Genomic DNA, 26,825 nt, shown 5'->3' with positions numbered 1-26,825 from the left:
CGTGCCGGCACCTGCCGCATCACGCTTGTAGTGCCAATTTTGAAAACGCGTTTCCAGGCTAATCAGTGGTTTACGCTTCTATCTGTCGAACTCGGGGGCGCCGGGCCGTTGCCCTCGCCGGAGCCGTGAACGCCCCTAGAGCGTCTTGAGGTACTCGACCAGCGCATCGCGGTCCTCCGCCGGCAGCTCGGTGCCGTACTCGTGGCCGGCGTTGCCGTTGCCGGGCTCGGCGGTGTCGTAGCGGAAGCCGTGCCGCTCGGCCTCCTCGCCCTCGTGGATGAAGCCCAGGCGTTCGGGGTGATAGACGTCGTAGCCGCGGTAGAACACCTCGGGACGCTCCTCGGCGGGGCGCAGCAGGTCCTCGATCGTGGGCACCGAGCCGTTGTGCAGGTAGGGCGCGCGCAGCCAGATGCCGGTCAGGGGCTTGGCCACGTAGCCATCGGTCTTGACGAAGGCGTCGAAGTCCCAGGGGTACTCCTCGGCGTAGGCGTTGTAGCGTTCGGCGGCCTCGGCGGTCCACATCGCCAGGCGGTGGCGGTCGGTGCCCACCTCTTCCTGGGGGATCACCGTACCGGTGCGCGCCCCCTCGGGGCCGTGGCAGTTCGCGCAGTGCTCCGCGAACAGCGCCTCGCCGCGCGCGGCCATCTGCCGGTCCCGGGAGTCGAAGGGGTAGGGCGGCGGCGCCAGCTCGCGCAGGTAGGTCTCCAGTTCACCCAAGGCCTCCACCGGCAGGGAGTCGGGGCGGGCGCCGTCGCCGATGGCGCCGCTGAGCACCACCTCGGTGAGGGAGTCGTTGAGCCCGTCCCAGTGCAGGGCGTAGCCCTCCTGCTCGTCCATGGCCCACAGCGGCATGATGTCGGAGTTGCCGATGGTGGCGTCCTCGGCGGGGTCCAGGGCCAGCAGGTCGGGGTGGAACTTCACCGGGTTGAAGGGATCGATGCGCCCCGGTCCCCAGCGTGGCCGGTCGTCGGTCCAGGTGAAGCGCTCGGCCTGCTCCAGCAGCCCGTCGCGGGTGCGCGGGATGATCAGGAAGCGGTAGAGCAGGCGGTCGAGCCAGGAGAGCTCGGTCTCTTCCTGGATGGCCGCCAGCAGGGTGTCGGCGGTGAAGTCCGGGTCCGCGGCGGCGTCGCCCAGGAAGCGCAGGTAGGCCTGGGGATCGAAGGTCTGATGGGGGCCGGCGGGCACGATGCGGCGCTCGGCCTCCGGCGCCGTGCGGTAGGTGGCGGTGTGGCAGGCCGCGCAGTTGATGCCGATGCGCGGGAAGCCGATGGTCTTCAGCGAGAACCCCACCGGCGTGGGTTCGCCTTCCTCCCAGACCACGCCCAGGGCGGCGTAGCCCGCGTCCTCCCCATCGCCCGGCAGGTGCTGCGGGAACACCTCCGGCAGCACGCGCCAGACCCAGTAGGGCAGGCCCTCCTCCGGTTCGGTGCCGATGGAGCCGTAGCGGTAGTAGGCCTCGACGCCCTCGAGGTGCTGGGGCTCCTCGCGGAACAGCTTGTACCAGCCGATCGCCGCCACCGCGGCGCCCAGCACCAGCAGCAGGGCCAGCCAGGCCAGCCAGCGGCGGGACTTGGGGTGGGCGTGATCCTTGCGAGCCATGACCGCTTCCTCCCGAATGAGCCGAAGACGCCGCTCAGCGTCGGCCGAGCGCCAGCAGCAGCGCGCCCTGGGTGGCGCCGAAGAACAGGTCGAACAGGGCGAGCAGCAGGAATGGTGGATACAGCAGCGTGAAGAACGCGACCCCGGCGAAGCGTGCCAACACCGTCAGCACGGCGACGACCCGGTAGCGGATGGGGTCGAAGGCCGCCGGCAGGTAGAACAGGCTGAGCAGGATCAGCAGCCAGCCGGCGAAGGCGGGCCACACCGTCTCGGCCACCGGTGCCCCACCCACCAGCGCGACCACTGCTTCGGGGACGAAGACTGCGGGTATCGCCAGGGCCAGGTTGGCCACCACCCCCAGCAGTACCATGAAGCGGAATCCCGTCGCGTAGCCACCCTTAGCCAAGCGTCCTCCTTGGGCCCCATGAGACGGGGCGCGACATTGAGGGAGATATAACCCTGTGCTAAAGGTTAGATGTCACTTGCGGTAGGGTCACGTTCAACCTGCGGGGTTGAGGCCTTCCATACCTCGACGAGGCGAAGGCCGGCAAGGGGCGATGCCCCCGTCCTGATCTCAGCGACGGCGTCTACCAGGGAGGATTCCCATGTTCGGACAACGTGGCAGCGGGCTGCTCGGTCGCCTGTTCCGGCGCATCAACCGGCGCCGCCAGTGGTACCGGTTCCCCTTCCCGATCGCCGTCCTCAACCTCGTCGCCCTGCGCGGCAACCTGCGCTGGCACAACCTCCACGACACCGAACGCGAGCGGCCGCCGGACCCCGACAAGGGCGACTTCGACGTGCGCGACTGCCGCACCGCCGATGGCAGCTACAACGACCTGGCGGCCCCCTGCATGGGCAAGGCCCATACCCGCTTCGGGCGCAACGTGCCCATCGCCGAGACCTTCGGCGAGAGCGGCGAGGCGCTGATGACGCCGAGCCCGCGGGTGGTGAGTCGCCGGCTGATGACCCGCGAGACCTTCACCCCGGCCACCACGCTGAACGTCCTGGTGCCCGCCTGGCTGCAGTTCATGGTCCACGACTGGTTCAGCCACGGCAGCAACGACGCCGAGGCGACGCCCCACGAGGTCCCTCTCGACGAGGACGACGACTGGCCCTGGGAGCGCATGACGGTGCTTCGCTCGCGCCGCGACTCGACCCGCGGCGCCGCCGACGAGGGCTATCCGGAGACCTTCCTCAACACCGAGACCCAGTGGTGGGACGGCTCGCAGATCTACGGCAGCAGCCTCAAGCGCCAGCGCCTGGTGCGCAGCGACCCGGAGAGCGGCGAGCTGCTGCCCGACGGCAAGCTCTACCTGCGCCCCGACGGCCACCTGCCCCGGGACGAGCACGGCATCGAGCTGGCGGGGGTCAACGGCAACTGGTGGGTGGGGCTGTCGCTGATGCACACCCTCTTCGCCCGGGAGCACAACGCCATCGTCGACCGGCTGCGCATCGACCATCCGGACCGCGACGGCGAGTGGCTGTTCCAGAAGGCGCGCCTGATCAACGCCGCCCTGATCGCCAAGATCCACACCGTGGAGTGGACGCCGGCGCTGCTCGACACCCCGGAGCTTCGCTTCGGCATGCGCGCCAACTGGTGGGGCATCCTCGACGAGCACTTCTACCGCAGCCGCGGCCGGGTCAGCGACCGCGAGGTGATCAGCGGCATCGTCGGCTCACCGGCGGATCACCACGCCGCGCCCTACGCCATCACCGAGGAGTTCACTGCCGTCTACCGCATGCATCCGCTGGTGCCCGACGACTTCGACTTCCGGCGCCTGGCCGACGACGGCCCGCTCAAGGCGTGCGGCCTGACCGAGGTGGCCGGCTCGCGCACCCAGTCGCTCTACGACGAGGTGCCGCTGGCCGACGCACTCTATTCGCTGGGCACCAGCCACCCCGGGGCGCTGGTGCTGCACAACTTCCCGCGCCACCTGCAGCAGCATGCCAAGCAGGCGCCCCACGAGCGCAACATCGACCTGGCCACCATCGACGTGCTGCGCGACCGCGAGCGTGGGGTGCCGCGCTACTGCCGCTTCCGCCGGCTGATCGACATGCCGGCGCCGAAAAGCTTCGCCGAGCTCACCGACAACCCCGCATGGCAGCGCGAGCTGGAGGCGGTCTACGGCGACGTGGAGCAGGTCGACCTGCTCACCGGCTGCCTGGCCGAGACGCCGCCGCCCGGCTTCGCCTTCAGCGACACCGCCTTCCGCATCTTCATCCTGATGGCCTCCCGGCGCCTCAAGAGCGATCGTTTCTTCACCGACGACTACACCCCCGAGGTCTACACCCGGGCGGGCATGCAGTGGATCGACGACAACAGCCTGCGCACGGTGATCGGTCGCCACTTTCCCGAGCTGTCGCCGCGGATGGAAGGGGTGCGCAACGTCTTCTTCCCCTGGTCTCGTGAAACCAAGCCGCGTGGATAGGGAGGAGCCATGGCCAGGCGCCTGAGCATTCCCGGTCTCGTCAACCTGCTGGAGGTGAGCGACGCCCGGGAGATCCGCCGGTTGGACGGCGAGCCGCGCCTCGATCGCCACCTGGCGCCCGCCGGCGGGCTGATCAATCGCCTGCGCCTGGCCCGCCTGCGCCAGGCCTTCGAATTCGACGGCGAGCCGCTGCCCGCCCTGCTGGCCCGCGAGGCGGAGGGGCGCGAGGCGCGCCACGCCGCGCTGGGGCGGCGCCTCGACGAGCGCGCCGAGGCGTCGGCCTGGAAGCGGGACCCGGCCTTCAAGACCCTGGTGGAGGCGGTGGCCGGCCAGGCCGAGGCCGAGGCGCTGGGCCCCGCCGCCCAGGGGCTGCTGGGGCGGCTGTTCCACGACGATTACCGCGCCGACGAGGCGAGCTACGCGGCGGCCCGGCTGCTCGATGCCTATCCCCGCGTCAACGTCCTGCGCGCCCTGGGCCAACGGCTGACCGGGCGCCTGCGCCATGCCCGGCGGCTGCTGGCCGAGCGTGCCCGGGGCGAGCCGCTGGCCCTGCACGCCACCGGCATCGCCGTGCACAACCTGGTGGCGTCGCTGGCGGCGATGCGCGAACTGGCCGCCACGCCCCAGGCCCGCGGGCTCTCCCAGGCGGCGGTGCTGGGCCGCACCCTGGCGACGCCGGAGACGCTGCTGCGCCGGGTGCGGACGCCGCTGTCGACGCCCTGCGCGCCGCGTCGGCTGGAACCCGGCGACCTGGTGGTGCTGCGCCTGGCGGAGGCCGCCCGGGGCAGCGGTGATCGCGAACTGGCCTTCATGGGCGGGAGCTGGGCGCGCTGCCCGGCCCAGGGCTTCGTCCTGGCGCTGCTGGCGGCGGTCTGGGAGCAGGCCCTGGCGGTGCGGCAAGGGGGGCGAGGCGCATGAGCGAGGACGTCATCTTCACGCCGCTCGAGTGGCGCAACATCACGATCAAGAACCGCCTGCTGCGTTCGAACGTCTCCGGGCGCTTCGACAATGAGGACGGCAGCCTGACCCAGACCCGCATCAACTGGGAGTGCCGCTTCGCCCGCGGCGGGGTGGGGGCCATCCTCTCCTCCTTCGTGCCGGTGCAGATGGAGGGGCGCATCGTCGCCGGCTACGCCACCATCCACCGCGACGACTTCATCCCCCTCTGGCAGCGCCTCGGCGAGGCGGTGCATCGCTTCGACTGCAAGTACATCCTGCAGCTCAGCCACTCCGGCCGGCAGATGGACCTGCCCGGAGTGCACAACCAGCATCGGCGGGCGCTCAGTGCCACCGACCACAAGGAGTCGCTGCACGGCTTCCTGTGCCGCGCGATGACCGGCCACGAGGTCGAGCGCACCGTCGAGGCCTTCGCCCGCGGCGCCTGGCGGGCCCGGGAGGCGGGGCTCGACGGCGTGGAACTGCACGCCGCCAACGGCTACCTCTTCACCCAGTTCCTGAGCTCGGCGATCAACGATCGGCGCGATCGCTACGGCGGCTCGCTGATGAACCGGGCGCGCTTCCTGCTGGAGGTGATCGAGGCGATCCGCGACCGGGTGGGGCCGGACTTCCACCTGCAGGTGAAGATCAGCGCCGTGGACCACAACGACGTGCTGCCCTGGGAGGGCAAGGGCAACAGCCTGGCGGAGACCGTCCAGGTGTGCCGGTGGGCCGAGACCGCCGGCGCCGACGCCCTGCACGTCTCGCTGGGCAGCCTCTTTCCCCACCCCCTGAACCCGCCCGGGGACTTCTCCTTCGAGACCATCGCCAGCACCTACGACACCATGCTCTCCGCCGGGGTCGACACCTTCCGCAACTACCTGCTGTTCCGCTACCCGGCGCTGCGCTGGATCTTCCGCTGGCTGTGGTACCGTCACCGGCGCGGCCGCGAGGTGGAGGGCATCGGCCTGGACGAGGCGCGTGCCATCCGCGAGGCGGTGAGTATCCCGGTGATCAGCACCGGCGGCTACCAGCGTGCCTCCCTGGTGCGCGAGGCGATCGAGACCGGTGCCTGCGACGCCGTCTCCAGTGCCCGGGCGCTGATCGCCAACCCCGACCTGCCGCGCCAGTGGCAGGCCGGCCACGATGCGCCGGAGAACCCCTGTACCTTCTGCAACAAGTGCCTGCTCAACGCGCCCAAGAATCCCCTGGGCTGCTACGAGCTCGAGCGCTTCGGCGGCGACCACGAGCGCATGCTCGAGTCCGTGATGGCCATCTACGAGACCCGGCCCGAGTTGCAGTTGCCGCCGGTGCCGCCCGCTCGCGAAACGCAAGCGGACACCCCGTGAGGCCGCCATGAGACGCCAGGAGCCCCCCGTCACCGCCGTACAGGACGCGTCCCGCCGTCGCCGTCGGCGGCGCCTGCCGTTGACCCTGCTGGCGCTGGCCGTGGTGGTGGCCGGCGTGCTGGTCCTGGCGATCGGCGTCCCCACCCTGTGGCGCTACAGCGGCGAGTCGGTGCGCCACTACGCCGACCCGGAGGCGCACTTCCGCCACGGCTCCATCGGCAGCGAGCCGGAAAGCGGCCTGCCGGTGCGGCTGTGGCGGGTGTTGCCCGAGCTCTTCCCCGAGACACTGGGCGAGGAGGGCTACGCGGCCTTCGGCTTCCTCTACGCCCCGGGCGACAGCCTGGACGCGGGCGACCTGCCCATCGGCGTGGGCACCCGCGAGGTGCGCGGGGTGGAGCTGGGCTGGCTCAACTGTGCGGTATGCCACACCGGCACGGTGCGCGAGTCCCCCGAAGACGAGCCGCGGCTGGTCTCGGGCATGCCTTCCAACAACCTGGACCTCAACGGCTTCATCGCCTTCCTGCTGGAGATCGCCGACGACCCGCGGCTGGCGCCGGACAGCGTGCTCGCCGCCATGGAGGAGCAGGGCCAGGAGTTGGGCTGGGTCGAGCGCCTGGTGTGGCGGCACGCGGTGCTGCCGCGGGTGCGCGAGGGACTGCTGGCGACCCGGGCGCGGCTCGCCCCGCTGCTGGCGGAGCAGCCGGCCTGGGGGCCGGGGCGGGTCGACACCTTCAATCCCTACAAGCTGATCCAGTTCGACATGACGCTCGCCGACCTGACGGAGGGCGAGCGGATCGGCACCGCGGACTTCCCGTCGATCTTCCTGCAGCGTCCCCGCCAGGGCATGGACCTGCACTGGGACGGCAATAACGCCTCGCTGCAGGAGCGCAACCTGAGCGCCGCCCTGGGCGCCGGGGTCACCGAGGAGAGCGTCGACCACGCCGCCATCGAGCGGGTCGCCGACTGGCTGCTCGATCTCGAGCCGCCGCCGAGCCCCCACGACCCCGAGGCCGACGACGTGGCGGCCGGCAAGGCGCTCTACATGCGCCACTGCGCCGACTGCCACGGCTACCAGGAGGGCGAGCGCTACGTCTTCGAGGGCGAGCGGCTCGGCGAGGTGGTGCCCAACGCCCGGCTCGGCGTCGACCCGGCGCGCCTGGACAGCTACACCGAGACGCTGCGCCGCTACCAGCTCACCCTGTTCGCTGAGGATGAGCGCTACCGCTTCCGCCACTTCCGCAAGACCGATGGTTACGCCAACCAACCCCTCGACGGGCTCTGGCTGCGCGCCCCCTATCTGCACAACGGTTCGGTGCCGACCCTGCATGACCTGCTGCTGCCGCCGGAGGAGCGTCCCACGGCCTTCGTCCGTGGCCTGGACGTGCTGGACGGCGACAAGGGCGGCTTCGTGGCCCCCGACTGCACCCCGGGGGAACCCCTGGACGAGGGCTTCTGCTTCGACACCCGCCTGCCCGGCAATGGCAACCAGGGCCATGACTATGGCACGGGGCTGGCGGCGGGGGAGCGGGCGGCCCTGCTCGACTATCTGCTCACCTTCTAGCGGCCGACCGGCCAGGGAGCCTCGCTATGCAGACCTCACACGACGCCTTCCGGACCTTTCGGCGGGTGATGTTCGTCGGCATCGCCCTCAACGTGCTGCTCGGCCTGTGGCTGTGGTGGTGGCCCGAGGGCTTCCTGGCGCTGATCCGCGCCGACCTGGCGGCGCCCCTGACCTGGCCCCGCTACGTCGGCCTGGCCATGCTGGCGATGGGGTTGCTCTACCTGCCGGCGGCCCTGGCGCCGCTGCACAACCGCCTGGTGGCGCTGCTGTCGATCCTGTTCCGGGGGCTCCTCGCGCTGTTCTTCCTGTTCGCCTCGGGGCTGCTGTGGCTACCGGCGCTCTACGAGGCGGTGCTGGCCGTGCTGCAGGGCGTGAGCTTCTGGCGGGGCTGGCGAGCGGACCTGATGGCCAAGCCTTAGGCTTGGCCCGAGAGCTGGCGGCGCTTGGCCAGACGGCGTTAAAAATCGGGTTCTTCGCAAATCAGCGTGAAGCGACAGGTTTCACGCCAAAGTGCGATGATTCAAAAATCGACGCAAAAACCGCATTTACACCCCGTATCTTCGCCGATCTTTGCCTTGTCTGGCCTTTGCTCGCCAAAGGGCCCGCGATCGCTCGCGGGCCCCTGGTCTGGTGCAGCGTAGCGCGATGCGGCGCTAGTCGGTGCAGGCCTCCATCCGGAAGTGCTCCCAGGCATGATGGTAGAGAACGCCGGCATAGCCGTTGCGCTGCATGATCTTGAGGATCTTCGCCGGGTTACCGTCATCCAGGGCCTTGTGCAGTTTCGCCCGCTGCTCGTCATCGAGATCTTCGTACCAGTGGTAGGGTTCGCCCTTGGCGTCGCCTTCCTCGGCCTTGCGCATCAGGTCGATCTCGATGCGTCCACCATGGTGATAGAGGATGTCGTAGCCCTCCTGCAGGTGGTCCGACGGCACATCGCTCGGTTTTTCCAGGCCTTCCAGCACGTTGTAGTAGTAATAGCTCAGCGGTTGCATTATGGCTCCTCCAACGGTATGCCGAGGCTCATCCATCCTTGGCAGCTGTTCCTTGCTCTATCCTGACCGAGATCAGGCGCCGAGCTCAATGGAAAAATGCACGTCATCCTCGCACCCGCTCCACCCCCGGGGGCGGCCCCGGCGAAGCCGCGCGGCTCGGCTTGTCGGGGATCACTGCTGGAAGATATTCGGCCAGTGCTCATCGGCCGCCTCGATGTTGGCGGGAATGGTCGTGGCGGCCTCACCGCGTGCCGCCGATGGCCAGGCCATCGCGGGTAAAGATGCGCCCCGCCGCTCACGAGGTACTGTCGAGAAACGGCCCTCCGCCTTACAGGCGCTGTTGTGCGGGGGCCTCGAGACCGCCTTCCGCCGTCGGGGGAAGGGGAGACTTACCTGCTAGACTGGACTCGAGCCTGGTAGTGCATCGGGCGCTGCCGATAACCCGGTGTCCACCGAACCGGGTCAACTTCAGTCGGCCCCTATGCCCTGTCGTTCTTCTGGAGTCCCTACTGTATGCGCGTCTTTGCCAACCCAGTCGGATCCGGTTCGCTGTGGTTCGACAACCTTGCCACCGCCGATGGCACCCCCGTGGCTTACGACCCGCAGGCGCGGGCCTTCCTGCCCATGCCACCCTTCTGCGCCAACCGGGACGTCATCGGCTGTAACTGGATCGCTTCTGAGCAGGGCGCCTTCTGTCGATCCTGCGCCATGACGGCGCTGGCCCCGGACCCCGCCATCCCCGGCGCCATCCCCAACTGGGCGCAGACCGAGGCCGCCAAGCGCTGGGCGCTCGATAATCTCGGCCGCTGGCACTGGTTCCGGCCGGAGGATCCGGGCACACGACCCGTTTTCCACCTGCTCGCCGAGGGACCGACGCCCGTGCTCATGGGGCATGTCGCGGGCGTGGTGACCATCAGCGTGGCCGAGGCGGACCCGGTCCTGCGCGCAACCCGCCGCCAGGCGCTGGACGAGCCCTACCGCACCATGATCGGCCATATGCGTCACGAGATCGCGCATATGCTTTGGTGGCGGCTCAGCCTGCGCGCCGACTTCCTCGATGCCTTCCGCGCCATGTTCGGCGACGAACGCGCGGATTACCCCACCGCGCTCCAGCGCCACTACCATGACGGTCCGCCGCCCGACTGGAGGCTACGCTTCCTGACCAGCTATGCCTCCGCGCATCCGCACGAGGATTGGGCCGAGACCGCCTCGCACTTACTGCACCTGACCGATATTACCGACAGCTTCGTCGCGGCTGGCCTGTCCTCACCAGAGCTGCCGAGTCCGGGCTGGGACCCGTATTCGGAACCGGATGCCGAGCGCCTGATTCACGTCGCGGCTTCCCTCGCCATAGGGGTCAATCACGTCAACCGCTCCATGGGTCTGTCGGATCTCTACCCCTTCGTGTTGTCGGCCGCCGCGCGCGATAAGCTCGCCTTCGTGCATGACTGGCTGCGCCGAGGCGCGCAGGGGCGTTGACGCGATGCGTCACCGAGGGAGAGAGTCGCGGTCAGCGGGTTGATGCGAGTTCACGAACGAGCGCGATTACGCTGGTCCGACATTGTCGGATCGCATGCAGCTGGCTGTGTTCTTGTCCAGCATTGGGGCTTGTTGGTTCAGACTCGATATCCATTGCGAATGAATACACACCTGCCGAGTAATCTATGACCACTGCTACTTGGTTTATCTTGATCGGTTCGCTGTTGTTGGTAGTGGGCTTTACCTTTTCCTATCTCAAAAGCGTGCCCGCTACCTCTGCCATAGTGTATCTTCTTGTCGGATTTATTATGGGGCCCATGGGCTTTGAGCTGTTTCATTTTAATCCGCTGGAAGAGTCGGCCTTGTTGGAGCTTCTGACCGAGATCGCCGTACTCATTTCATTGTATTGCGCCGGCGTAAAAATGCCGGCGCCGGTTACCCTGAAGCGATGGCGAAATCCCCTGCAACTGGCGGTGGTTTCGATGGCGCTTACCGTCGGATTAGTGACGCTGTTCGGTTACTACTGGCTCGCTTTGCCCCTTGGGGCTGCCGTGTTGCTGGGTGCCGTGGTCGCACCGACCGACCCTGTATTGGCGACCGAGGTTCAGGTTCGTCACGCCGATGATCCTGACGAACTACGTTTTGCATTGACCTGCGAGGCCGGAATGAACGACGGCAGCGCCTTCCCGTTCGTGATGCTCGGCCTGGGGTTGCTGGGGCTGCACGATCTGGGCGACGCCGGTTGGCGGTGGCTGGCAATGGATGTGTTATGGGCAAGCGGTGCGGGTATCGGCATCGGTATCCTGGCGGGCGTTGGTGTCGGTTGGCTGGTCAACAGGATACGCACCCGCTTTGTGGGCACTGCCTTTCTGGAAAGTTTTCTTGGCCTGGGGCTGATTGCGTTCGCCTACGGCATCAGCCTGTTAGTGGATGCCTGGGGCTTTTTGGCTGTTTTTAGTGCAGCGGTGGCGCTGCGCCATACCGAATTGAAATTGGCCGGCCTCAAGCAAGGTTACTCGACACCTGTCGAGACACCTCTGGAAGGTGAGCCGCAAGCTATAGCGCACGTGCACGTGAGCGAAAGCTCTCTGGTATTCAACGAGCACCTCGAACGGCTGGCCGAAATCGTGCTGGTTTTACTGATCGGTGGCTCGCTCTTCTGGGATTCCTGGAGTTGGCGAGCCGTGGGTTTCGCGGCATTTGTGTTTTTTGTCGCCCGCCCCGTCAGTGTGCACCTTGGCGTGCTGGGAAGCAGGGCGCCCATGCGCATGCGCCACCTCATGGGCTGGTTTGGCGTTCGCGGTATTGGCTCGCTGTACTATCTGATGTATGCCATCCAACACGGGCTGCCAGAGGAAGTCGCGCTGGAATTGATACACCTGATCCTGGTGGTGGTTGCCTTGTCGATTCTGGTTCACGGGGTCAGCGTAAAGCCCACTATTGCGCGTTATTGGCGTTCGCGGAAGCCTCGGTAATAGCCATGACCTCACGTCGTCACACTGGCCGACTGTCAGGCCGCTATCCTCATCCCACCAACCGATTCAATCGGCCTGTTCCTCGCCGCCGCCCTGCAGGGCCTGGTCCAGGTCGGCGATCAGGTCGTCGATGTCTTCGAGGCCCACCGAGAGCCGGATCAGCCCATCCTCGATGCCCAGCCGCTCGCGGGTCTTGGCGGGTACGGAGGCGTGGGTCATGATGCCGGGGTGCTCGATCAGGCTCTCCACCCCGCCCAGGCTCTCGGCCAGGGCGAACAGCCGGCAGCGCTCCAGCACGCGTCTCGCCGTCGGTTCGCCGCCGCGTACCACCAGCGAGAGCATGCCACCGAAGTCGCTCATCTGGCGGTTGGCCAGGTCGTGCTGGGGATGGCTGGCGAGGCCGGGGTAGATGACCCGCTCCACGGCCGGGTGGGCGTCCAGCCAGGCGGCCAGCGCCCGGGCGTTCTCGCAGTGCTGGCGCATGCGCAGCACCAGGGTCTTCAGCCCGCGCAGGGCGAGGAAGCTCTCGAAGGGCCCGGCGATACCACCCACGGCGTTGTGGAGGAAGGCCAGGCGCTCGGCGAGTTCGTCATCGGCCACCACGGCCACGCCGCCGACGATATCGGAGTGGCCCCCCAGGTACTTGGTGGTGGAGTGCACCACGATGTCGAAGCCGAGCTCCAGGGGCCGCTGCAGCACCGGACTGGCGAAGGTGTTGTCCATGACGCTGATCAGGCCGTGGTCGCGGGCGAAGGCGGCGACCCGCTCCAGGTCGACGAGCTTGAGCAGCGGGTTGCTGGGCGATTCCACCCAGAGCATGCGGCTGTTGTCGTGCAGGGCGATGTCCAGCGCATCCTCGAGGCTCAGGTCGACGAAACTGAAATCGAGCCCGGCCGAGCGCCGGCGGACGTTCTGGAACAGGCGGTAGGAGCCGCCGTAGAGGTCGTCCATGGCGATCACGTGGCTGCCGTGGTCGAGCAGTTCCAGCACGCTGGCCGTGGCCGCCATGCCCGAGGCGAAGGCGAAGCCCGCCGTGCCGCCCTCCAGGTCCGCCATGCAGCGCTCCAGCGCCAGGCGGGTGGGATTGCCGCTGCGCGAGTATTCGAAGCCCTGGTGGTGGCCGGGGCTGGCCTGCACATAGGTGGAGGTGGCATAGATCGGCGTCATGATGGCCCCGGTGCTGGGATCCGGGGCCTGGCCGGCATGGATGGCCCGGGTCGCCAGCCGATGCGGTCCGTTGCGCTTGTCGTCGTTCATCGTCGCCTCCCTTCAGTCGATCCGGCGTCGCAGGTAGTTAAGCAGGTCGATCCGCGTGATCAGGCCATGGAAGCGGTCGCCTTCGGCGACGATGGCGACGTGGTCCTCCTCGAACACCGCCACCAGGTCATCCAGGCTGGCGCCGGGGCCGAGCTCCTGCAGCTGGGTGATCATCGCCTCGGCAACCGGTGCCTTGAAATGGTCCTCGTGGCCGTACACCGCCATCAGCACGTCCGACTCGTCGATGATGCCGACCACCCGGTCGCCCTCCATCACTGGCAGCTGGGAGACGTCGTAGAGCTTCATGCGCGCATAGGCGGTGGTCAGCGGCTCGTCGGGGGCCACCACCACGGTGTCGTGCTCGGCATAGGGATGGCGGATCAGGTCGCGCAGGTCGCCGTAGTGGTGGCGCTCGATGAAGCCCTGGTCCTCCATCCAGTGCTCGTTGAACATCCTGGACAGGTACTTGTTGCCGGTATCGCAGACGAAGGTCACCACCCGCCTGGGGCGGGTCTGGGCCCGGCAGTAGCGCAGCGCCGCCGCCAGGCAGGTGCCGGTGGAGGTGCCGCCCAGGATGCCCTCGCGCCGCAGCAGCTCGCGGCCGCACAGCAGGCTCTCCTTGTCGCTCACGGTGATTGCCTCGCGGACCCGGGAGAGGTCGGCGATGGGGGGCACGAAGTCCTCGCCGATCCCCTCGATCAGCCAGCTGCCGCTCTCGGTGCTGAGCTGGCCGGTACGCACGTACTCGGCCAGCACCGAGCCCTCGGGGTCGGCGAGGATCAGTTCCACCTCGGGGGCGGCCTTGGCGAAGCAGCGCGACAGGCCGGTCATGGTGCCGCTCGAGCCGACGCCGCACACCACGGCGTCGAGCCGTTGATGCATCTGGCGCAGGATCTCCGGGCCGGTGCCCCGTTCGTGGGCCAGGGGATTGGCGGGGTTGCCGAACTGGTTGACGAAGACCGCGCCGGGCGTCTCCCGGGCGATGGCCGCGGCCTTGTCCTGGTAGTACTCCGGGTGGCCCTTGGCCACGTCCGAACGGGTCATCACCACCTCGGCGCCCATGGCCTTGAGGTTGAAGATCTTCTCGCGGCTCATCTTGTCGGGGATCACCAGGATCACGCGATAGCCCTTCTGCTGGGCGACCAGCGCCAGGGCCAGGCCGGTATTGCCGGCGGTGCCCTCGACCAGGGTGCCACCCGGCTGGAGCTCGCCCGAGGCCTCGGCGGCCTCGATCATCGACAGCCCGATACGGTCCTTGATGGAGCCGGTCGGGTTCATGTTCTCCAGCTTCAGGTAGAGCTCGCAGGGGCCGGTGTCCAGGGTGGCGACCCGCACCATCGGCGTGTTGCCGATCAGCTCCATGGCATTCGCTAGCGGTTGCATCGCGGCCTCCGGAAGTGGCGCCTTCCCTTCCTCAGTGTAGGCCCCCCGGCATCACGGTTTCAGGATATCCACTAGTATGTTGAGAGTATTAAAAGTTTCGTACCGGAAACGGAGGTGATAATGACATCGGATGCCAGGATCGCCGATCTTCGGCAACGCATCCAGCGCTGGCTGCATGAAACGCCATCCGGGGAAGGGGCAGGCCTCGGGACGATCGAGGGACTGGATGCCGATATCATGGCACTCGAAGCCGAGCTGCGGACACTCTTCCAACGCGATGAGTCGACGCCAGATACCTTCGAGGCGCTTCGGGAGCAAGCGGTGCTGCGGACCGTGCTGGAATCGATGGTCGAGGGCGTCATCGTGGCCGACATGGCGGGACACTTTCTCATCTTCAACACGGCCGCCCGGAATCTGCTGGGTCAAGGGCCGGTGGACCAAGGGCCCGCCTCCTGGAGTGAGGCATACGGCCTCTTCCGAGCGGACGGAGAGACGCCTTACCCGTCGGAGGAGTTGCCCCTTAGCCGCTCATTACGCGGCGAGCCGGTGGATCGGGACGAACTGGTCATCCGGACCCCCGAACGGCCGGCCGATTGCCATGTTGCAGCGAGTGGTAGACCCCTGTGGGGAGAAGATGGCCGACAGATCGGTGCCGTCGTGGTGTTCCATGACATCACCGAAACCAAGGCACTGGAGCGGGAACTGCGGCGAGCGCGAGAGAGTGCGGAGGAAACCGCGCGTGTCAAAAGCGAATTCCTTGCCAACATGAGCCACGAAATCCGGACGCCATTGACCGCCGTGCTTGGCTTCACGGACCTGTTACTGGCCCCGTCACTGAGTGATAGTGACCGGCTCAACTACGTACAGGCTGTCCGTCGCAATGGGGAACACCTGCTGGCGCTGATCAACGATGTGCTCGATATTTCCAAGATCAACGCCGACCAGGTCAATGTCGAGTCGGTCGATTTCTCGTTGCACCAAGTGTTGCATGAAGCCGCCTCCGTCATGCAGGTTCGTGCCTATGAGAAGGGCCTGGCTTTCGACGTCGCCTACGAGACGCCTATCCCGGCGCGTATCGAGAGTGACCCCATGCGGGTGCGACAGATCCTGTTCAATCTTCTCAGCAATGCGGTCAAGTTTACCCAAGAGGGTGGGGTCGAGCTGACGGCACGTTGTCTCGATGCGGGCACGGACTCGTCTCGGGTGGAAGTTGTCGTCACCGATACCGGCATCGGCCTGAGCGACGCCGAGATCGAGGGGCTTTTCCAGCCATTCCGGCAGGCCAACCCCTCCACCACTCGGCAATATGGGGGGACCGGCCTGGGCCTGGCCATCTGTCGGTCGCTGGCCGAGGCGCTGGGAGGCGAGGTCCGGGTGAAAAGCACCCCGGGGGAGGGGAGTACCTTCTCCCTGATCCTGTATCAGCCGATCGATGCGCAAGCGGAGATGGTCGCCGAGCCCGGCGTGTCGAGCATCGAATTCGACGTCGAGCCAGGTCAAACGGGTGCGACACGGACGCTAGAGGGGAGCATACTGCTGGCGGAGGACGGTATCGACAACCAGCTCCTGCTCTCGACGATCCTGCGTCGGCAGGGCCTCGAGGTCGAGATTGCCGACAATGGCCAGGCCGCGGTCACGCAGGCCCAGGCTGCCCTCGATGCCAATGCGCCCTTTGACTTGATTCTCATGGATATGCAGATGCCCAGGCTCGACGGCTATGGCGCCACCTCCAGGCTCCGTGCCAGGGGATATACGGGGCCGATCGTCGCCCTGACCGCGCACGCCATGTCCGGTGAGCGTGAGCGCTGCCTGCTGGCCGGCTGTGACGACTACCTTAGCAAGCCGATCGATCGGCCCCTGCTGCTTGCTACCGTCGAGTCTTACCTGAAGCACGATCAGGTCGTTGGCCCGGAACCCACCACTACCGCTACGCTGTCGGGGAGCGACGAATCGGGGGAAGGGGGTGGCCCGCTTTACAGCAGTTTTGCCGACGACCCGGACATGGAGGAGCTGGTCGTCGGTTTTGTCGAGCGGCTGCCGTTACAGGTCCATGATATCCGCTCGGCCGTCGACGCTGGTGACCTGGGGCTTGTCAGGCGCTTGGCGCACCAGCTCAAGGGCGCCGCCGGCGGTTATGGTTTCATGCCCGTGAGCCGTGATGCAGGGGCACTGGAAGTCGCCGCAAAACACGCGAATCAGGTCAGTGAGGTGTTCGATGCAATGAATTGCTTGGCTGCCACCTGTGACCGGGTTCGCCCGGGTCAACAGGGAACTCCCCACCATGAGTGAAAGGGTGTCGCAGTCCGTGTTGGTCGTCGACGACTCGGCTGATATACACCGACTCGTCAGTGCCCGGCTCCGCTCGGAAGGCGTAACGCTATTGCATGCTCACAACGCGGAGGAAGGCCTTGGGCTTGCCCTGCAGCACCTGCCCGACCTGATACTGCTCGATCTCGAGATGCCGGGGACCGATGGTATGGCACTCTGTCGCCAGATCATGGAGGACCCCACGCTATCCGGTATACCGGTGATCTTTCTTACCGGCACTATCGATGTAGCGACAAAGGTCCAGGCCTTCGAACTGGGAGCCGTGGATTATGTGACCAAGCCCTTTGATGCCTTCGAACTCAAGGCTCGGGTCAGATCTGCCCTGCGCACCAAGCGCTACCACGACCTGTTGACCACCAAGGCGCAGATCGACGCCCTCACTGGCCTCTGGAATCGCGGTTATCTCGACGACCGGTTGGCGGTCGAACTGTCGGCCATGGCGCGTCAGGGGGGGCCCGTTTCGCTGATCATGTTGGATATCGATCACTTCAAGTCGATCAACGATACCCATGGACACCCCTTCGGCGACCTCGTGATACAGCGTATTGCGGAAGTGCTCGGCCGGGCATCTCGCGACAGCGATATCGCCTGCCGCTACGGCGGTGAGGAATTCGCCATTATTCTCAGGAATACGGCAACCAAGGGTGCCTTGGTTATCGCGGAACGATTGCGCGAAGAGATTGCGGCAATGCCTCTCAGGCAAGGCCGGGACGAGCTCCGGGTAACCGCAAGCTTCGGGATCGCAGGCAGTGATCAGTTCGACGACCCTTCGCAGGCTTCGCCCGAGACCCTTCTCACGGCTGCCGACCAAGCCCTCTATGGGGCGAAATCCAATGGTCGAAACCGGGTTGAAATGCGTCATACCTGCGGTTGAAGTTCATGGTTCTATACCTGGCGACCGGGTGCGGCTCTCTTTCAGCGGCGGGTGGTCGGCGATCAGGCCGATGGCGAGGCGCCGGCTAGGCCTCCTCGCGCACCAGCTGGATCAGGCTGCCGCGGCGGATCATGTCGACCTGTCGCTTCGACAGGCCGTGGTGCATGGTGTAGGACTCCTGCTTGGTCCGGTTGTGCAGCGTGACCTCGTCGCCGCCGTCGAGGGCGCCGAGCGGGTCGTCCAGGGCCAGCTCGTCGCCCTGGTCGATGCGCTCCAGGTCGTCGGGGTCGGCGAAGGTCAGCGGTACGACGCCGAAGTTGGCCAGGTTCTGCCAGTGGATGCGGCCGTAGGAGAGGGCGCAGACCGCGCGCAGCCCCAGGTAGCGGGGGGCGATGGCGGCGTGTTCGCGGCTCGAGCCCTGGCCGTAGTTGCGGCCGGCGACGAGGAAGAAGCCGTCGCCATCGAGCGCCCTGGCGCGCTGGCTGAAGTCGGGGTCGACGGCCCGGAAGACGTACTCGGCGATGGCCGGGATATTGCTGCGCAGGGGCAGGACCTCGGCCCCGGCGGGCATGATCTCGTCGGTGGAGACGTCGTCACCCAGCTTCAGCAGCACGGGGCCGGAGAAGCGGGCGGGAATGGGCTCGAACTCGGGCAGCGACTTGATATTGGGCCCCTTGATCAGCGCCACCAGGTCGCCGTCCTCGGCGGGGGCGACGAGCATCTCGCGGTTGATCGCCAGTGCTTCGGGTTCCTCGAACCTGGGGTACGCCATGTCCAGCTCGCGCGGATCGGTGATCCGGCCGGTCAGGGCGGAGGCGGTGGCGGTCTCCGGGCTGCACAGGAAGACCCGGTCCTCGGGGGTGCCGGAGCGGCCCGGGAAGTTGCGCGGTACGGTGCGCAGGCTGTTGCGCCCGGTGGCCGGCGCCTGGCCCATGCCGATGCAGCCGTTGCAGCCGGCCTGGTGCAGGCGGGCACCGGCGCGGATCAGCCGCGACAGGTAGCCGTGACTGGCAAGGTTCTCGAGGATCTGGCGCGACGTGGGGTTGACGTCGAAGGAGACGCCCGGCGGAATCCGGCGGTCCTCGACCATCAGCGCCGGCACGGCGAAGTCGCGAAAGCCCGGATTGGCCGAGGAGCCCACGTAGGCCTGGTAGATCTCCTCGCCGGCCACCTCGCGCACCGGCTTGACGTTGCCGGGGCTGCTGGGCAGGGCGATCAGCGGCTCGAGGGTGGAGAGGTCCAGGGCGACATGGTCATCGTAGTCGGCGCCGTCGTCGGCGAGCAGCTCCTGCCAGTCGTCGCCGCGCTCCTGGCGCGCCAGGAAGCGCTGCACCTCGCCGTCGGCGGGAAACACCGAGGTCGTCGCCCCCATCTCGGTGCCCATGTTGGCGATCACGTGACGGTCCATGGCGGAGAGGGCAGCGAGGCCGGGGCCGTAGTACTCGAAGACCTGGCCGACGCCGCCCTTGACGCCGAAGCGGCGCAGCAGCTCCAGCACCACGTCCTTGGCGCTGACCCAGTCGGGCAGCTCGCCGGTCAGCTCCACCCCCACGACCCTGGGCATCTTGAGGTAGAGCGGCTTGCCGGCCATGGCCAGGGCCACCTCCAGGCCGCCGGCACCGGTGGCGAACATGCCCAGCGCCCCGGCGGCCGGGGTGTGGCTGTCCGAGCCGACCAGGGTCTTGCCGGGAATGCCGAAGCGTTCCTGATGGACCGGATGGCTGACGCCGTTGCCGGCCGGGCTGAACCAGGCGCCGAACTTGCGGCAGGCGCTCTGCAGGAACAGGTGGTCGTCGGGGTTCTTGAAGTCCTCCTGCAGGAGGTTGTGGTCGACATACTGGGCCGAGAGCTCGGTGCGCACGCGGCCGACCTGCATGGCCTCGAATTCCAGCATCACCAGGGTCCCGGTGGCGTCCTGGGTCAGGGTCTGGTCGATGGCAAGCCCGATCTCCTCGCCCGGCTCCATCCTGCCTGACAGCAGGTGGGACTCGATCAGCTTGCGGGTCACATTGAGCCGAGTCATGACGCGCTCCCGTCGCGGATTCGCCTTCAGTCTAGCAGTCTGGCGGAGCCGTCCTGGTCGCAGGAACTCTTATACTGGGAGTAGTGACCAAGCACCGACACCGAGGGGAAGGAGCCATGCGACACCTGAATGTGGCCGTGCTGCTCGGTGATCCCCGCCTGCCGTATGCCTATGCCGTCGAGGGGATGTTCGGCAGCGAGGAGCTCGAGGCGGTGGAGCAGTTGCGTACCGCCCTGGAGCGTCTCCCCGGGTATCGCTTCAGCTACCTCGACGACCATGCCGCGTTGATCGATGACCTGCGCGACCGGCCGCCGGACCTGGCGTTGAACTTCTGCGACACCGGCTTCCGTAACGACTGGGAGCTGGAGCGCGATATCCCGGCGCTGCTGGAGATCCTGGGCATCCCCTATACCGGCGCCGACCCCATGAGTATCAGCCTGACCACCGACAAGGCGCTGGTTCGGGCGCTGGCGGCGGGGCAGGGCATCGCCGTGCCCAACGAGACCTATGTGGACCTCGCCGCCGATCCCCTGGTGCTGCCGAGCATCTATCCCTGCCTGATCAAGCCCAACAGCAGCGGCGGCAGCTTCGGCATCACCCGCGACTGCGTGGTGCACGACGCCCAGGAGGCCGAGGCCTACCTGCGCTGGCTGGCGGAGCACTCCACCGTGACCGATGCGCTGATCCAGGACTTCCTCACCGGCGCCGAATACACGGTGGGGTTGGTGGGCAATCCGTCGACCGGCTTCACGGTATTGCCGCCGCTTCAGATCGACTACACCGCCCTCGACCCCGGCCTGCCGCCGATCCTCACCTACGGCTCCAAGGCCAATCCCGACTCGCCCTACTGGGAGAAACTGCGCTTCCGCCGTGCGGATATCGACGACGTCAAGTGGAGCCGGCTGGTCGATGATTCGGTGAAGCTGTTCCGCCGGCTGGGGCTGCGCGATTACGCGCGCATCGACTTCCGCGAGGGCGAGGATGGCCAGCCACGGCTGCTCGACGTCAACACCAACCCCACCTGGTACTGGAACGGCAAGCTGGCGCTGATGGCCGAATGGGCCGGTTACCCCTACCACGAACTGCTGCGCCTGATCCTCGAGGCGGCGGTGGCGCGCCATGGGCTAGAGACACCGACCTGAGGCCTGCCCGCTCTTACAGCAGTTCGCGGATCACCTCCTCGTCCCAGTCGCGGCGGGCGAACAAGGCGTTGCCTTCGTAGGCCTTGAGCGTGCCGCGGATGCGGAAGCGCTCCGCGGTGGCGGTGAGCTGGGTGCGGCATTCCAGCCGCGTCGACCAGTCGCCGCGACGGTGGGTGGTGGTCTGTTCCACCGTCGCCTCGGCCGTCGCCGGGTCGTAGTCATGGATGCGGTAGGTCTTGGCGATGGTGTAGCCGACGGTCAGGTCGATGTCCTCGAGCCGGGCCACGGCGGCGTCACCGAAGTCGCCGCCGGTGGTGGCGATGCGGTAGATCGACATGCCGGTGGTCAGGTCGCGCTCCACCTGGCGGCGGAAGGGCGCCACGTGCAGCGTGGTCATCTCCGGCATGGGCGCGCGTTCCGGCGGGTCGAAGGCGCGCAGCTCGGCATCCGCGTCGCGCGGCGGCCGCTCCGGCAGTTCCAGCCGGCTGGTGCCGGTGTAGAGGGTCAGGTTGACCCGCTCCGGCGCCGGCCAGATCACCGGCCAGTAGCAGGTCGAGACCGCCAGGCGGATGGTATGGCCGGGGGCGAAGGCATAGGCGATGTCGTTGAGCCGCACCCGGACGCGATAGCGCCGCCCGGGGATCAAGGGCGCGGGGCGTTCACGGCTGTCGCGCTGGGTCAGGTTGAGGATGGCGTAGCTGACCCGCGCCGAGGCGCCGTCGGGGGCGACGTCGTTGAGGCGCACGATGACGTAGGCGACCGGCTGGTCCACCGCCAGCTCGAGGCTGGCCACGGGGGCGCCGAGGATCTCCAGCCGCGCCGGCAGCGGATCGGAGTCGAAGACCAGCGACCTGCCGTCGTCCTCGCGCTGGTCGGTGGGCGACTCGCCCTCCGCGCCGAAGCCGTACCAGTCGCCGGCGGCCAGGCCGGTGGTCTGCGGCGAGGCGATGCGCAGCCGGTCCTCGCCATCGGCGCGCTCGCCCAGCGACAGTACGTTGAGGTAGAGGGTGCGTGGCGTCAGCCGCGGCGACGGCCAGACGTCCTCCGCCACCCAGCGGCCCGGCCTTTCTGCATGCATCGGCGCCGGGGGCACATACTCCTCCATCCACACGCGCAGCATGGGTTCGTCCATCAGGCCGGTGTCCCGGCCCTTCAGCCAGTGGTCCCACCAGCGCAGCGCCTCCTGGAAGAAGCCGATCGCCGGCCCGGGCAGGGCGGCATGCGGGAAGGCATGCGACCAGGGCCCGATCAGCGCCTTGCGTGGGCCCTCGAGGCCGGCCATCAGCCGCGGGATGGCATTGACGTAGCCGTCGGCCCAGCCGCCCACCGCATAGACGGGGCAGCTGACCGCGGCGAAGTCCTCGCACACCGAACCGTGTCGCCAATAGGCGTCGCGGTGGGGATGGCGCATCCACACCAGCGGATAGAAGGGGGCGTTGTCGAGCCGGTGGCGCCACTTGGCGCGCCAGTCGGCGCCCACGATCTCGGGGTCCGGCGGTGTGCTGGCGCAGGACAACAGCACCGAACCCCAGCCCAGGTTCTCGTTGAGCAGGCAGCCGCCCTGATAGTGGACGTCGTCGCTGTAGCGGTCGTCGGTGGAGCACATGGTGATGATGGCCTTGAGCGGCGCGGGGCGCAGGGCGGCCACCTGCAGCGCATTGAAGCCGCCCCAGGAGATGCCCATCATGCCGACCTCGCCGCTGCACCAGGGCTGCGCGGCCAGCCAGTCGATGGCCTCCACGGCGTCGTCGAGTTCCTGTTGCAGGTATTCGTCGAGTAGCAAGCCGTCGGAGTCGCCGCTGCCGCGCAGGTCGAGGCGGATGCAGGCGTAGCCGTGGCCGGCGAAGTAGCGGTGCAGCGGCTCGTCGCGCAGCCGTGTGAAGTCGCGTTTGCGGTAGGGCATGTACTCCAAGATGGCCGGCACCGGATGACGCTCGGCGTCGGTGGGCAGCCAGATCCGTGCCGCCAGGCGCACGCCGTCGGCCATGGGAATCCAGACGTTCTCGATGACCCGCACCTCGCGGGGGAAGGCATGCACGATCTTCATCGCAGCACCTGCAGGGAAGGCGCCGTAGCGGCGGGGACCGTATTCATCATATACGATAAAAGGGCTGGCGCCGCGGTGCTGCCAGTGCCGGGGCGAACGCCGGAGGGGCGCAGAATGCATGATGGGCAGGCGGCCGCAGTCGAGATCATCGAGAATACCTGGATCCCCATGCCCGACGGCGTGCGCCTGGCCGCCAAGCTGTGGCTGCCGGCGGATGCCGCGGCGCATCCGGTGCCCGCGGTGCTCGAATACATTCCCTACCGCAAGCGCGACTTCCGGGCGGTGCGCGACAGCGGGATCCATGGCTTCTTCGCCCGACACGGCTACGCCGGGGTGCGCGTGGACCTGCGCGGCAGCGGCGACTCCGACGGCGTGCTGCTCGACGAATACCTGCAACAGGAACTCGATGACGGCGTCGAGGTGATCCGCTGGCTCGCCGCCCAGCCCTGGTGCGACGGTCGCGTGGGCATGCTGGGCATCTCCTGGGGCGGCTTCAACGCGCTGCAGATCGCCGCCTTGCAGCCGCCCGCGCTGGCCGCGGTGATCAGCGTCTGCTCCTCCGATGACCGTTACACCGACGACGTCCACTACATGGGCGGCTGTCTGTTGACCGACAACCTCTCCTGGGCGTCGGTGATGCTCTCCTACAATGCCTGCCCGCCGGACCCGGCCGTCGTCGGCGAGCGCTGGCGCGAGTTGTGGTTTCAGCGTCTCCGGGGCAGTGGCCTGTGGCTCAAGCACTGGCTGGAGCACCAGCGGCGTGACGCCTTCTGGCGCCACGCCTCGGTGTGCGAGGACTTCGCGGCGATCCGCTGCCCGGTGCTGGCGGTCAGCGGCTGGGCCGACGGCTACTGCAACACCGTGTTCCGCCTGATCCACCATCTCGAGGTGCCACGCCAGGGGCTGGTGGGGCCCTGGGGCCATAAGTACCCGCACCTGGGCGGGCCCGGCCCGTCCATCGACTTCCTCGGCGAATGCCTGCGCTGGTGGGACCGCTGGCTGAAGGGCGTCGACAATGGTGTCGACGCCGAACCAAAGCTGCGCGCCTGGATGCAGGACAGCGTCTCGCCGATCAGCGACGATCGTCCCGGGCGCTGGGTGGCCGAGGACGACTGGCCGAGCCAGCGCATCCGGACGCAACCCTATGCCCTGTCACCGGGCCGTCTCGAACCGCCCGGCGGGGCGGCCGGCCCCGCATCGCCGCCGCTGGTGATTCGCAGCCCCCTCAGCGTGGGGATGTTCGCCGGCAAGTGGTGCAGCTACTCGGAGAGCACCGACCTGCCCACCGATCAGCGCCTCGAAGACGGCGGTTCGCTGTGCTTCGACACGCCACCGCTAGACGAGGCCGTCGAGATCCTCGGCCAACCGGTGGTCGAGCTCGATCTGGCGGCGGACCGGCCCCAGGCGATGATCGCCGTGCGCCTCTCGGACATCGGCCCCGACGGCACCGTGACCCTGATTACCTATGGTTTGTTGAACCTCAGTCACCGCGACGAGCATGCTCGGCCCACCCCGCTGGTGCCCGGGCAACGCTACCGGGTCAGGGTGCGGCTCAACCACGTCGCCCAACGCTTCCCGGTCGGCAATCGCATCCGCCTGGCCGTCTCCTCGTCCTACTGGCCGCTGGCCTGGCCGTCCCCGGTCCCGGCGACCCTGACGCTCCACTGCGAAGGCTGCCGACTGCTGCTGCCGGAGCGCCCGGCGCGGCAAGCCGATGGCGAGCTGCGCGACCTGGGCCTGCCGCGAGCCGCCCCGGCACCCTCGACCACCCTGCTCGAGCCGGCACACCGGGAATGGACGGTGCTGTTCAACCTGGCCACCAACGAGGTCAGCCTGAGGGTCATCGACAACGACGGCGCCTGGCGCCTCGATGACCTCGAGCTGACCCTCGGCTATGACGTCAGTGAATGCTACCGCTACTGCAACGACGATTACGCCACGCTCAGCGGCGAGGTGGTCAACCATCGTTCCTTCGAACGCGGCGACTGGTCCGTGGTCGTTACCACCCGCACGGAGCTCACCGCCACGCCGACACACTTCCGCATAAACGCCACCGTGGATGCCTACGAGGGCGGCGACCGGGTCTTCGCCAGCACCTGGAACGAGAGCGTGCCGCGGGACAGCCTGTGATCCCCGTCACGGCCCGGCGCCACTCGCCTGTCTCGTAGTAGAAGGTCCCGGCCATCGGGTCGGTCGGCGGGCAGGGTCGAAGGGAGTAGGCGACACTTGCTGTGTACGGGTCGCTGAGTCGCGAGGGCCTATGAAGACGACCGATGCACTGCAGCCGGGGCGGGTGGCCTTTCAGCGGCGGGCATGGGCGGATGCCTACGCCGAGCTGTCCGGCGCCGCCCGGGGGACCACGCTGGCGTTGGACGATCTCGAGCGACTCGCCATTGCCGCCTACCTGGTGGGCAAGGATGCCGAGAGCAACGACCTCTGGGCCCGGACTTACCACGATGCGCTGGCCGCGGGCGATCCGGCGCGTGCGGCCCGGTGTGCGTTCTGGTTGGGCTTCGGGCTGCTCATGAGCGGCGAGAAGGCGCGAGGCGGCGCCTGGGTCGCTCGGGCCAGCCGTCTCATCGACGAGGAAGGGCTCGACTGTGTGGAAGCCGGCTACGTGCGGATTCCGGCTGCGCTCGGGAGCCTGGGAGCGGGCGACCACGCGGGGGCCCACGCCCTCTTTCGGCAGACGGGTGAGCTCGGTCGCCGCTTCGGGGAGCCGAACCTGGTGGCCATGTCCTGCCTCGGTCAGGGCCAGGCGCTGATCGGCTTGGGGAAGATCCAGGCGGGGGCCACCCTGCTGGACGAAGCCATGGTGGCGATGGATGCCGGCGAGCTCTCTCCCCTGGTCGCGGGGATCGTCTACTGCGGCGTGATCGAGACGTGCCAGCAGATCTTCGATCTGCGCCGGGCCCAGGAGTGGACGGCGGCGCTGACCCGGTGGTGCGAATCCCAGCCGGATCTGGTTCCCTATCGCGGACGCTGCCTGGTGCACCGGGCCGAGCTCATGCTGTTGCATGGCAGCTGGCCGGATGCCCAGCAGGAGGCGGAAAAGGCGTGCCATCGGCTCTGCGATCGGCCCGGGGAGGCCGGCACCGGCTATGCCTTCTACCTGTGCGGCGAGCTCCATCGTCTGCGTGGCGAGTGGCGCGAGGCCGAGCGGGCCTATGCGCAGGCCAGTCGCTGGGGGCATGCGCAGCAGCCCGGCCTGGCGCTCCTGCGGCTGGCCCAGGGCAAGGTCGACGCCGCCGAGGCGGCGATTCGGCGGATCCTGGACGAGGCTAGCGGGGAGTCGAGCCGCGCCGCCATCCTGCCCGCCTATACCGAGATCATGCTCGCCGTGGAGGATATGCCGGCGGCCCAGGCCGGTGCCGATGAGCTCGCCGAGATGGCCGAGAGGCTCGACGCCCCCTTCCTGCGGGCCCTGGCGGCCGGCGCCCGGGGCGCGATCCGGCTGGCCGAGGGCGCCCCCCGGGCGGCGCTGGGGCCCCTGCGTGAGGCCTGCCGGTTCTGGGAAGACCTGGAAGTCCCCTATGAGCTGGCCCGCAGCCGGGGACTCATCGGGCGTGCCTGCGAGCGGCTCGGCGATGTCGATAGCGCCAGGATGGAGTTCGACACGGCCCGGTGGTATCTCCGGGAACTGGGCGCCTTACCCGAGCTGTCTCGCCTGCCGGCCCATGCCTGCGGAGACACGGCCCGCCACGGCCTGACCCCGCGCGAACTCCAGGTGCTGCGCCTGATTACCTCCGGCAAGACCAACAAGGCCATTGCGCTCGAGCTTTGCGTCAGCGAGCGGACGATCGACCGCCACGTGGGCAACATCCTCGCCAAGCTCAACGTGCCGTCACGGACCGCGGCCACGGCCTACGCCTGCCAGCACCAGCTCCTTTGATCCCCCCTGCCTGGCGGAAACTACCCAGTGGTCAAGTGAGGCCGATTGGGTAGCTTCGC

19 protein-coding genes are annotated in these 26,825 nt (G+C 67.9%); 12 read left to right on the top strand and 7 right to left on the bottom strand.

What is annotated here, in order from left to right:
• Nucleotides 1-135 precede the first annotated feature (135 nt).
• Together QWY80_RS13980 and QWY80_RS13975 are read right to left on the bottom strand one after the other, a co-directional pair.
• Nucleotides 136-1,599 carry a c-type cytochrome gene (locus QWY80_RS13980; RefSeq protein WP_290232566.1) on the bottom strand — a complete coding sequence of 488 codons (1,464 nt, stop codon included), beginning with the start codon at nucleotides 1,597-1,599 and terminating at the stop codon, nucleotides 136-138.
• A 34-nt stretch (nucleotides 1,600-1,633) separates the two neighbouring features.
• Entirely contained in the window at nucleotides 1,634-2,005 is a 372-nt protein-coding gene (locus QWY80_RS13975; protein ID WP_290232564.1) for a hypothetical protein, read from the bottom strand.
• 199 nt (nucleotides 2,006-2,204) lie between these two features.
• On the opposite strand from QWY80_RS13975, the gene QWY80_RS13970 reads away from it, so the two are divergent.
• From QWY80_RS13970 to QWY80_RS13950, 5 genes are read left to right on the top strand one after another with little or no spacing between them, the layout of a single operon-like run.
• Nucleotides 2,205-4,028, top strand: a complete 1,824-nt coding sequence (locus QWY80_RS13970) for a peroxidase family protein (RefSeq protein WP_290232562.1) — start codon at nucleotides 2,205-2,207, stop codon at nucleotides 4,026-4,028.
• A 9-nt stretch (nucleotides 4,029-4,037) separates the two neighbouring features.
• On the top strand, nucleotides 4,038-4,946 hold the full coding sequence (locus QWY80_RS13965) for a hypothetical protein (RefSeq protein ID WP_290232560.1): 909 nt from the start codon (nucleotides 4,038-4,040) through the stop codon (nucleotides 4,944-4,946).
• Complete coding sequence (locus QWY80_RS13960) at nucleotides 4,943-6,313, top strand: NADH:flavin oxidoreductase (RefSeq protein ID WP_290232558.1); 1,371 nt, start codon at nucleotides 4,943-4,945, stop codon at nucleotides 6,311-6,313. The genes QWY80_RS13965 and QWY80_RS13960 overlap by 4 nt, the downstream gene beginning before the upstream one ends.
• A 7-nt stretch (nucleotides 6,314-6,320) precedes the next feature.
• On the top strand, nucleotides 6,321-7,874 hold the full coding sequence (locus tag QWY80_RS13955) for a c-type cytochrome (protein ID WP_290232555.1): 1,554 nt from the start codon (nucleotides 6,321-6,323) through the stop codon (nucleotides 7,872-7,874).
• A gap of 26 nt (nucleotides 7,875-7,900) precedes the next feature.
• Nucleotides 7,901-8,293, top strand: a complete 393-nt coding sequence (locus QWY80_RS13950; protein ID WP_290232554.1) for a hypothetical protein — start codon at nucleotides 7,901-7,903, stop codon at nucleotides 8,291-8,293.
• 234 nt (nucleotides 8,294-8,527) lie between these two features.
• Here QWY80_RS13950 and QWY80_RS13945 read toward each other — a convergent pair whose 3' ends face one another.
• Nucleotides 8,528-8,866, bottom strand: a complete 339-nt coding sequence (locus QWY80_RS13945; protein ID WP_290232552.1) for a hypothetical protein — start codon at nucleotides 8,864-8,866, stop codon at nucleotides 8,528-8,530.
• Between the two features lie 513 nt (nucleotides 8,867-9,379).
• Here QWY80_RS13945 and QWY80_RS13940 point away from each other — a divergent pair.
• Both QWY80_RS13940 and QWY80_RS13935 read left to right on the top strand, forming a co-directional pair.
• On the top strand, nucleotides 9,380-10,345 hold the full coding sequence (locus QWY80_RS13940; protein WP_290232550.1) for a zinc-binding metallopeptidase family protein: 966 nt from the start codon (nucleotides 9,380-9,382) through the stop codon (nucleotides 10,343-10,345).
• A 185-nt stretch (nucleotides 10,346-10,530) separates the two neighbouring features.
• A complete protein-coding gene (locus QWY80_RS13935) occupies nucleotides 10,531-11,820 on the top strand; it encodes a cation:proton antiporter (RefSeq protein WP_290232548.1) in 1,290 nt (429 codons plus the stop codon).
• Nucleotides 11,821-11,886: 66 nt separating this feature from the next.
• On the opposite strand, the gene QWY80_RS13930 is transcribed toward QWY80_RS13935, so the two are convergent.
• Complete coding sequence (locus QWY80_RS13930) at nucleotides 11,887-13,077, bottom strand: cystathionine gamma-synthase (RefSeq protein ID WP_290232546.1); 1,191 nt, start codon at nucleotides 13,075-13,077, stop codon at nucleotides 11,887-11,889.
• A 12-nt stretch (nucleotides 13,078-13,089) separates the two neighbouring features.
• On the bottom strand, nucleotides 13,090-14,460 hold the full coding sequence (locus tag QWY80_RS13925; RefSeq protein WP_290232544.1) for a pyridoxal-phosphate dependent enzyme: 1,371 nt from the start codon (nucleotides 14,458-14,460) through the stop codon (nucleotides 13,090-13,092).
• A 120-nt stretch (nucleotides 14,461-14,580) separates the two neighbouring features.
• Here QWY80_RS13925 and QWY80_RS13920 point away from each other — a divergent pair, with 120 nt between their 5' ends.
• The gene (locus QWY80_RS13920; protein WP_290232542.1) at nucleotides 14,581-16,749 is read left to right on the top strand and encodes an ATP-binding protein; all 2,169 of its coding nucleotides are present in this window, start codon (nucleotides 14,581-14,583) and stop codon (nucleotides 16,747-16,749) included.
• Nucleotides 16,742-17,662: a diguanylate cyclase gene (locus QWY80_RS13915; RefSeq protein ID WP_290232540.1), complete on the top strand. Its 921-nt coding sequence runs from the start codon at nucleotides 16,742-16,744 to the stop codon at nucleotides 17,660-17,662. Before QWY80_RS13920 ends, QWY80_RS13915 begins: the two co-directional genes overlap by 8 nt.
• Nucleotides 17,663-17,747: 85 nt before the next feature.
• Here the strand turns inward: QWY80_RS13915 and QWY80_RS13910 are convergent, their stop codons facing one another.
• Nucleotides 17,748-19,685: an aconitate hydratase gene (locus QWY80_RS13910; RefSeq protein ID WP_290232538.1), complete on the bottom strand. Its 1,938-nt coding sequence runs from the start codon at nucleotides 19,683-19,685 to the stop codon at nucleotides 17,748-17,750.
• Between the two features lie 116 nt (nucleotides 19,686-19,801).
• Here QWY80_RS13910 and QWY80_RS13905 point away from each other — a divergent pair, with 116 nt between their 5' ends.
• Nucleotides 19,802-20,827 (top strand): D-alanine--D-alanine ligase family protein, encoded by a 1,026-nt coding sequence (locus tag QWY80_RS13905; RefSeq protein WP_290232535.1) that lies wholly within the window; start codon nucleotides 19,802-19,804, stop codon nucleotides 20,825-20,827.
• Nucleotides 20,828-20,840: 13 nt separating this feature from the next.
• Here QWY80_RS13905 and QWY80_RS13900 read toward each other — a convergent pair whose 3' ends face one another.
• Nucleotides 20,841-22,874, bottom strand: coding sequence for a CocE/NonD family hydrolase (locus QWY80_RS13900; protein ID WP_290232533.1), 2,034 nt, complete (start codon nucleotides 22,872-22,874; stop codon nucleotides 20,841-20,843).
• Nucleotides 22,875-22,988: 114 nt separating this feature from the next.
• On the opposite strand from QWY80_RS13900, the gene QWY80_RS13895 reads away from it, so the two are divergent.
• Nucleotides 22,989-25,004, top strand: a complete 2,016-nt coding sequence (locus QWY80_RS13895) for a CocE/NonD family hydrolase (RefSeq protein WP_290232531.1) — start codon at nucleotides 22,989-22,991, stop codon at nucleotides 25,002-25,004.
• 130 nt (nucleotides 25,005-25,134) lie between these two features.
• Entirely contained in the window at nucleotides 25,135-26,766 is a 1,632-nt protein-coding gene (locus QWY80_RS13890; RefSeq protein WP_290232528.1) for a helix-turn-helix transcriptional regulator, read from the top strand.
• The last annotated feature ends 59 nt before the right edge of the window (nucleotides 26,767-26,825 follow it).

This window comes from Halomonas ramblicola, assembly GCF_030409215.1.
GTDB classification, from domain to species: domain Bacteria; phylum Pseudomonadota; class Gammaproteobacteria; order Pseudomonadales; family Halomonadaceae; genus Halomonas; species Halomonas ramblicola.
The sequence above is the reverse complement of the archived record's forward strand: the minus strand, read 5'-3'. Positions and strand labels throughout refer to the sequence as shown.